Annotated in this window: 4 protein-coding genes; 1 reads left to right on the top strand and 3 read right to left on the bottom strand. The window is 58.5% G+C overall.

Going from position 1 to position 7,338, the window contains the following annotated elements:
* Positions 1-224: 224 nt before the first annotated feature.
* Complete coding sequence (locus tag ACWI8T_RS07210; RefSeq protein WP_449138453.1) at positions 225-2,060, bottom strand: helix-turn-helix transcriptional regulator; 1,836 nt, start codon at positions 2,058-2,060, stop codon at positions 225-227.
* A 271-nt stretch (positions 2,061-2,331) separates the two neighbouring features.
* Here ACWI8T_RS07210 and ACWI8T_RS07205 point away from each other — a divergent pair, with 271 nt between their 5' ends.
* The gene (locus tag ACWI8T_RS07205) at positions 2,332-4,236 is read left to right on the top strand and encodes an FAD-dependent oxidoreductase (protein WP_449138452.1); all 1,905 of its coding nucleotides are present in this window, start codon (positions 2,332-2,334) and stop codon (positions 4,234-4,236) included.
* 357 nt (positions 4,237-4,593) lie between these two features.
* Here ACWI8T_RS07205 and recO read toward each other — a convergent pair whose 3' ends face one another.
* Positions 4,594-5,364 (bottom strand): DNA repair protein RecO, encoded by a 771-nt coding sequence (recO, locus tag ACWI8T_RS07200; protein WP_449138451.1) that lies wholly within the window; start codon positions 5,362-5,364, stop codon positions 4,594-4,596.
* A gap of 130 nt (positions 5,365-5,494) precedes the next feature.
* Positions 5,495-7,255 carry a threonine--tRNA ligase gene (gene thrS / locus ACWI8T_RS07195; RefSeq protein WP_449138450.1) on the bottom strand — a complete coding sequence of 587 codons (1,761 nt, stop codon included), beginning with the start codon at positions 7,253-7,255 and terminating at the stop codon, positions 5,495-5,497.
* Positions 7,256-7,338: the final 83 nt, after the last annotated feature.

The raw sequence follows: 7,338 nt of genomic DNA, 5'->3' as shown, positions 1-7,338 counted from the left end.
GCCAACCACATACCTTCGAATGGCAACACGTGCGTAAAAGTCACCATGACGCCATGCGAACGCGAGGAACCGAAGCCCCACGGAGCCGAACCGAGCACAGGAGTCAATGGGCCACCGCACACGGATTCCCATCACACACCGATTCCCGCCACGCATGGATCAACTGAGGCGTTCGCCTGAAGCGCCGTCTGCGCAACAACGAGCCCCCATCGCATACGGAATAGTTACTCACCCAGCGCGCTTTTCTCGAACAGCTCGATGAGCGCATTCTTGCCCGCTGCGCCCGTTTTCGCATACACGTTCTTCACATGGCTCCATACCGTATTTTCCGAAATCACGAGCTCTTCGGCGATATGCTTCGCCGAACGACCGCGCACAAGGTACGAGCATATTTCTGTTTCGCGCGGAGTAAGGCCGTAGATTTGGGCAAACGATGCAAGCTCACCGCGCCAATCGGGCTCCGCAGCGCTTTCGGCGGCAGCGCCAATGCCCGCTTCCTTTTGAGCGGCATGCCCTTCGGCAGAGCTACGCTGATCGACGTTCAATTGACCATCGGCCATGAGCGCATTCTCGATTTGACGCCCTTGCGCCGTCGTATCGCTTGACGATGAAACATACGGCAAGGCCGCGCCCGCCGAGACAGCGCTTTCCCGAAGAGCCTCCGCCGTCGTATCTCCAATCGCCTCATTGTCCCCGAGGCGCACGTTCGCTCTAACATCGCCCGATGCCACGGAACCTTCCGCTCCATCCCCTTCTGAAGCGCCGCCGAACACGCGACCGCCTTCAGTCGATTCGGCGCCAGGCACCGACGCTCCCCCGCCGGCGATTTCACGCTCCGAATGGCGCATGGCGAACACAAATGCAATGCCAAGCGGATACAGAGCAACGAATGCGAGCAGTGTGAGCAGCGAAACGCCTCTGCTTGCCGAAAACGCGCCCACAACCAAACCGGCCGCCAACCCAAACGCGAGAAACGCGTTCGACCCTATGAGATAAATGCCCGAAAGCGCAAAGCTGCTCACGCCCGTTTCGCGTGACGCATTCGCAATATAGAACAAGAACAACATGCCGCACACGTCATAGCACATGATCATAATGGTGCCCGAAATAGGACCTAACGCATCGCCGATGAAAGGCATGAGCGAAAGCACCACGAGCATTACCGGCAAACATGCCTTGTACGCCGCCGCGGGATTGCCACGTCGTGATGCGACAAGCGCAATGGCGGAAGCTACCGCAGTCGACGCGAACAGGGGCGCCGCCATGGAAACGTCGCCGACGATATGCTCGGAAGACGACCCCAAAACCGACGTATGCAAAATGCCCACCACGCCAACGAGCGCGAACAGGCACCAGTAGTCAGGCCCAAAGGTGAGCAGAATGCGTCGGACAGGTATCGTCTCACCTGCGGATTGCGCAACAGCGCGCGCACCGCCAACAGCCTCGCCTAAAGATTGCGCGGCATTGCCTGCGCCATGGTCCCCCAATGCCGACGTGCGAGCAGACTCATGCGCCAATGCAACCGACACGCGATAGCAGACAAGCGAACAAGCTGCCATGGCGCACACAATCAAATCGAACGCAAGGCCGTACCCGAAACAGAAAGAGCCAGCGACAATGAAAGCCTGCAAAACCAAGCCGCACACCATGCATATATGAGAGCGCTCGCTCTCTTGCATGGAAAATATATCGAGCCAAGCAATCGAAACCACCGTTTGCCCAATGCCGTAGAGAACGCCCAGAAGCGGCGCCATCTCGAGCGCAACGCCAGCCTGCGCGAAAACCGCCGAAGCGGCGAACCCCGCCACGAGCGCGGCAACGCCCGGCCACATCGCAAACGAGCCCGGCTTCACCGCGCCGCGACATGCAAGCGCGATGACGAGAGAAGCGACGATGATTGAAGCCGCCTCGCTCGCGAACATGAACCAGAGCTCGGTGACGAAGCCCACGCTCTGCCCCACCGACCCCATGGCCGATAAATATCCCAACGAAGTGGCCGCCTTTGCCAAGCCGAAGCCCACAATGGTCGCAGCCGCTTCCTTTTTACGTTGCTCTTCCATAATCCCTCCCCATATGGAACATGCCTATTGTAGCGCCTCCACGGGAGTCTTTCGGACATCGTTACGAACATTGTTATTCTCAATGACCCATTTATCAGGCTTTTTGCAAATATCACCGATAGTCGGTGAGGACTTCGTTGAGCGATGAGAGTAGGTTTGGGCCCATACGAGGCAGGCAAAGCATGGAAGGCTTTGCGCAATGCGAATACCGAAAACGGTAAAACAAGCCAACGGCACGCATTGGCCTTCAATAACAAGGAGGGGTTTCATAATGGAACTTTCACGCCGTAATTTCTTGAAGGGCACCGGCGCTCTTGCGGGCATTTCCGCGATGGGCGCAATTGGACTGGGCTGCTCGCCCGCGGCAAATCAGGGAACCGAGGCAAAGGGCGGTAAGGCCGAAGCGCCGAAGACGCCGGCAGAAACTACGCCCACCGCGCTGAAAGAAGCAACCGACGGCAAGTTCACCGCCAAGGCTATGGGCCACGAGAATTACGTCTACGTCGAAGCCACCATGGCGGGCGGCGCCATCGCGAACCTGCGCGTGCTTGCCCACGACGAGACCGTCGGCGTTGGCAGCCTTGCAACCGAGATGTGGCCTGCGAAGGTCGTCGAGACCCAGAACCTCGACGTTGACGCCATTTCCGGTGCAACCACGACGTGCACCGCTATCAAGAATGCTGCCATCGAGGCCATTTCCAATTCCGGCGCCGACGTCTCGCAGTTCCAGAAGGGCGCTCAGGCTCCCGAAAAGGGCGAAGACCAAACTATCGATACCGACGTCGTGATCATGGGCGCGGGCACCGCAGGCCTCACCGCCGCGACCCGTTTGCTCGAGAAGGGCTTCAAGGTCACCCTTTTCGAGAAGCAGGACATCCCCGGTGGCTCCATGTCCATGACGTATTCCGGTCTCGCATGTGCCGGCAGCCAGCTGCAAAAGAATTACTCGCTCGGTCGCTTCGACTCCAGCCCGTTCTTCGACAAAGACGCAATGCTCGGCGTACTCAAGGGCCTCGTCGTTCCCGAGAACGACCGTTTCGACGGAGCCATGCCTTACGACGATGCCTTGTACACCACTTCGCCTGCCCTGGTCGATTGGCTGCATGAAATCGGCGTCGGCTTCTACAGCATGGGTGTGAACAAAGCCTACGGCGTGACCCCGTACCTGGCCCCCGGCTGCTATGAAGGCGGCTGCGGCTACGCCATGCAGTACCTCGTCGACCGCATTGGCGCCTTGGGCGGAACCATTATCTACGGCGCGAAGGTGACCGACATCACCATGACCGAAGGCCGCGCAACGGGCCTCGTCGCCGAGGGCAAGGGCGGCGAAACTTACACCGCCACCGCCAAGGCTGTTCTTCTGGCATCGGGCGGCTTCGGCGCCAACCAGGAAATGGTCGACGAATACTACCCGCAGTACAAGGGCCGTTCGTTCAACTGCTGCCCCGCCTCCACGGGCGACGGCATCGTGCTCGGCCAGAAGGTCGGCGCGGGCATCGAGTGCATGGGCCGCGAGCTTGGCGCTTACATGTCTACGACCGCCCAAGCCGGCAGCCGCATGGAGATCGCCTTCATGTATCAGACCACACCGGGCATCATGGTGAACGCGTCGGGCGACCAGTTCGGCAACGTGATGAGCGCGAACCACTTTGTCATTGGCCGCGCCCTGTGCGACGACGCCAACGGCGGCAAGTTCTTCTGGATTACCGACGAGTCGGGTGCCGTCACCACCATGAACAACCTCACCTATGCGTTCGACACCTACAAGGCCGTCTTCGAGCGCGGCGACATGGTTCACTATGCGTCCGTCGAGGAAGCCGCCGAGGCTCTGGGCCTAACCAACCTGCAGCAGACCCTCGACACGCACAACGCCCATGCTCTCGCAGGCGAGGAAGACGAGTTCAAGCGCAAGAAGCTCCCCTACATCGACACGCATGACGGCGTGTGGGTGTGCGGCATTGAGCCCACGTTCTACCTCACCACGGGCGGCTTGGCTATCGACACCTCCGCGCATGTTCTCACCGACGACGGCAGCACCATCGCGGGCCTCTATGCCGCGGGCGATGTGTGCGGCTCCATCGAAGAGAAGGACGGCAAGCAGTACGGCATGGGCTTCGACGCAGCCATGAACTTTGGCTACATCATGGCCGAAACCGTGGCTTCGGAAATCGCCTAGCCCCCTCTTTCAGCCCCTCCATTCCTTGGGGAGCCCCTCGATAGCTTCCCAAACCCAGAAAGCCGACCCATTTCGGGTCGGCTTTCTTATTGGAAATCAACTGTCAGGAACCTGTTAAATGCTCGCAGCGTTTAACAGCTGAGGGGTGCCGAAATCCGTACATGGCCTCAAGCATGGGGCTTGCACGAGCTACGCTTTCGAGCATTACACCAGCAGACCACAATCTGTTAAATGCTCGTAGCGTTTAACAGGTTTCAACCAGCAACGCCCACACCTCAAAGCGTGCTCGCAACCTGTTAAATGCTGCGGGCATTTAACAGGTTTCAACAGGTTGCGCGCGGGCAATGGGAAGCACCGCTAGAACAGGCCGCAGGTGAAAAGGAATTCCAAGCTCTTCAACTTGCTACCGACATGCTCGCGTACCCACGCCTGGCACAAATGAAGAATCTCGAAGGAAATATGGCGCGGCACCTCACGCTGCGCAATCTCGTCAAACGTCGACATCATAAGCCAGTGGGCCCACGAAAGCACGTCGCTTCCCACTTGCACGGTATCAGAAAACATGAGGCAATCGCGGCACACGGCGCCGCCTTCCGCAGGCGAAAATGCAACCTGCACGCGAGAATCATCGCTCGCGAGTGGCCGCCCACACATCACGCATCGATTCAAGCTCGGACGAAAACCCGAAAACGCAAATGCCTTCAGCATAAATGCCGCACATACCGCGAGCGCCCCCGTCGCATCGCACGATTCCGCATGCTCAAGCGCAGAGGCGCTCAGGTCATAGAGGCGAGGCGATTCCAAATCGGGCTGGGTCAGTCGCGTAAGCAAGTCGACGATGGGGGCCGCAGCTGCCGCATGCTCCATGTCTTCCCGCACGCCAATATGAGCATTGAGCAGTTTTGCCTCTTTCACAATGTCGAGGCTTTTGCCGCATACGAGCAGCAAATCGACTTCCGAAAAAATCTCGAGGCGCGAGGCGAACGATGAGTTTGGCTTGCGCGCACTTTTGGCAACCGCACGAACCTGACGGCCATCTTGGGCCAGAAGCGTAACGATCAAATCGGTTTCGCCGAGTTTCGTTTTGCGCAGCACCAACGCCTGAAGCGAATACGTATCTGCCGCCATGACCCACTCCCCTTCCAAACAAAAAAGCCGCCTTGAAAAGACGGCTTTCATTGTATATCAGCACAGCTTCACGTGAACGGCCGCCCAACATTCCAGGTACCGTGGCGCGAAAACACCGCAGAACGCGAACTTACGCACGGTCGGCGATTTCCTTCGAAATTTCCGCGACGAATTCCTCGATAGACTTTTGCACGGTCTCGTTCGAGCAGTCGCGTACGGAAATATTGCCCTCCTCGGCTTCCTTCTCGCCCAAAATGAGCATGTAGGGAACGCGATCGACGCCCCGGGCCTCGCGAATCTTGTAGCCGATCTTCTCGTCGCGATCGTCGACCACCACGCGCACGCCGGCCTCTTCGAGCTTGGAAGCAACCTGGTGAGCGTAGTCGCGCGACTTCTCGGACACGGGGAGCACCTTCACCTGCACGGGCGAGAGCCACGTGGGGAATTTGCCCGCGAAGTGCTCGATGAGGATACCAATGAAGCGCTCGATGGAGCCGTAGCATACGCGATGCAGCATGATGGGGCGCTTCTTCGAGCCGTCGTGGTCGGTGTACTCGAGGTCGAAGTTGAGCGGCATCTGGAAGTCGAGCTGCACGGTGCCGCACTGCCAGGTGCGACCGAGCGAATCTTCCAGATGGAAGTCGATCTTCGGGCCGTAGAAGGCGCCGTCGCCCTCGTTGACCTCGTAAGGCATATTGAGCCTCTCGAGGGCGGCCTTCAAGCCGCCTTCTGCCGCAGCCCAGTCTTCGTCGGAACCCATGGAATCGTCGGGACGGGTGGAAAGTTCCACATGGTATTTGAAGCCGAACTTCTGGTACACCGAATCGATGAGGTTCACGACGCCGATGATTTCATCGGTGAGCTGGTCGGGGCGCACAAACAGGTGCGCGTCATCTTGAGTGAAGCAACGAACGCGGAACAGGCCGTGCAACGCGCCGCGCATTTCATGGCGGTGCACAATGCCCAGCTCGCCTGCGCGAATAGGCAGGTCACGATAGCTGTGCGGCTTCGAAGCGTACACGAGCACGCCGCCCGGGCAGTTCATGGGCTTCACGCAGTACTCTTCCTCATCGATGATGGTGGAGTACATGTTGTCTTTGTAGTGGTCCCAATGGCCCGAGGTCTTCCACAGCTGCTTGTTCATGATGAGCGGCGTGGAAATCTCAACATAGCCGGCCTTGCGATGGATCTCGCGCCAGTAGTCGATGAGCGTGTTTTTCAGAATCATACCGTTGGGAAGGAAGAACGGGAAGCCGGGAGCCTCGTCGCGCATCATGAAGAGGTCCATTTCGCGGCCGATCTTGCGATGGTCGCGCTTCTTGGCCTCTTCGAGCACGCGAAGATGCTCGTCGAGCTCTTCTTTAGTGGCGAAGGCGGTGCCGTTGATGCGAGTGAGCATCTTGTTGTTCTTGTCGCCCTTCCAATAAGCGCCCGAAACGGCCGTAAGGGTAAAGGCCTTCAGGGCCTTCGTGTAGCAAATGTGGGGGCCGACGCACATGTCGATGTAGTCGCCCTGCTGGTAGAAGATGATGCGAGCGTCATCAGCCAAGTCGCCGATGTGCTCGACCTTGTACTTCTCGTTGCGCTCTTCCATGAGCTTGATAGCCTCTTCGCGCGGAAGCTCGAACGTCGAGAACTTCAGGTTCTCTTTCACGATCTTCTTCATTTCGGCTTCAATCGCAGGAAGGTCTTCCTCGCTGATTTTCTTGTCACCCAAATCGACATCGTAGTAGAAGCCGTTATCGGTCGCGGGACCATAGGCGAAGTCGGCCTCGGGATAGAGGCGTTTGATGGCCTGCGCCATAATGTGCGCCGCGGAATGGCGCACAACGTGCGTGACCTCTTCCTCGGGCAGCTCGGCGACGGTACCGTCGTTGTAAAGGGCCTTCATAGGGCTATCTCCTCTCGAATGCGAATACGCATACGTTACTGAAATCGAGTTCCAATTATAGACAGACGGCGTGCGGGAACAAG

Source organism: Slackia sp., from assembly GCF_977041755.1.
This window is presented reverse-complemented; position numbering and strand designations above follow the sequence as displayed.

Excerpts from the sequence above, each read along its gene's own strand:
- ACWI8T_RS07210 (WP_449138453.1), bottom strand. The coding sequence starts at position 2,060 with ATGGAAGAGCAACGTAAAAAGGAAGCGGCTGCGACCATTGTGGGCTTC.
- ACWI8T_RS07205 (WP_449138452.1), top strand. The coding sequence starts at position 2,332 with ATGGAACTTTCACGCCGTAATTTCTTGAAGGGCACCGGCGCTCTTGCG.
- recO (WP_449138451.1), bottom strand. The coding sequence starts at position 5,364 with ATGGCGGCAGATACGTATTCGCTTCAGGCGTTGGTGCTGCGCAAAACG.
- thrS (WP_449138450.1), bottom strand. The coding sequence starts at position 7,255 with ATGAAGGCCCTTTACAACGACGGTACCGTCGCCGAGCTGCCCGAGGAA.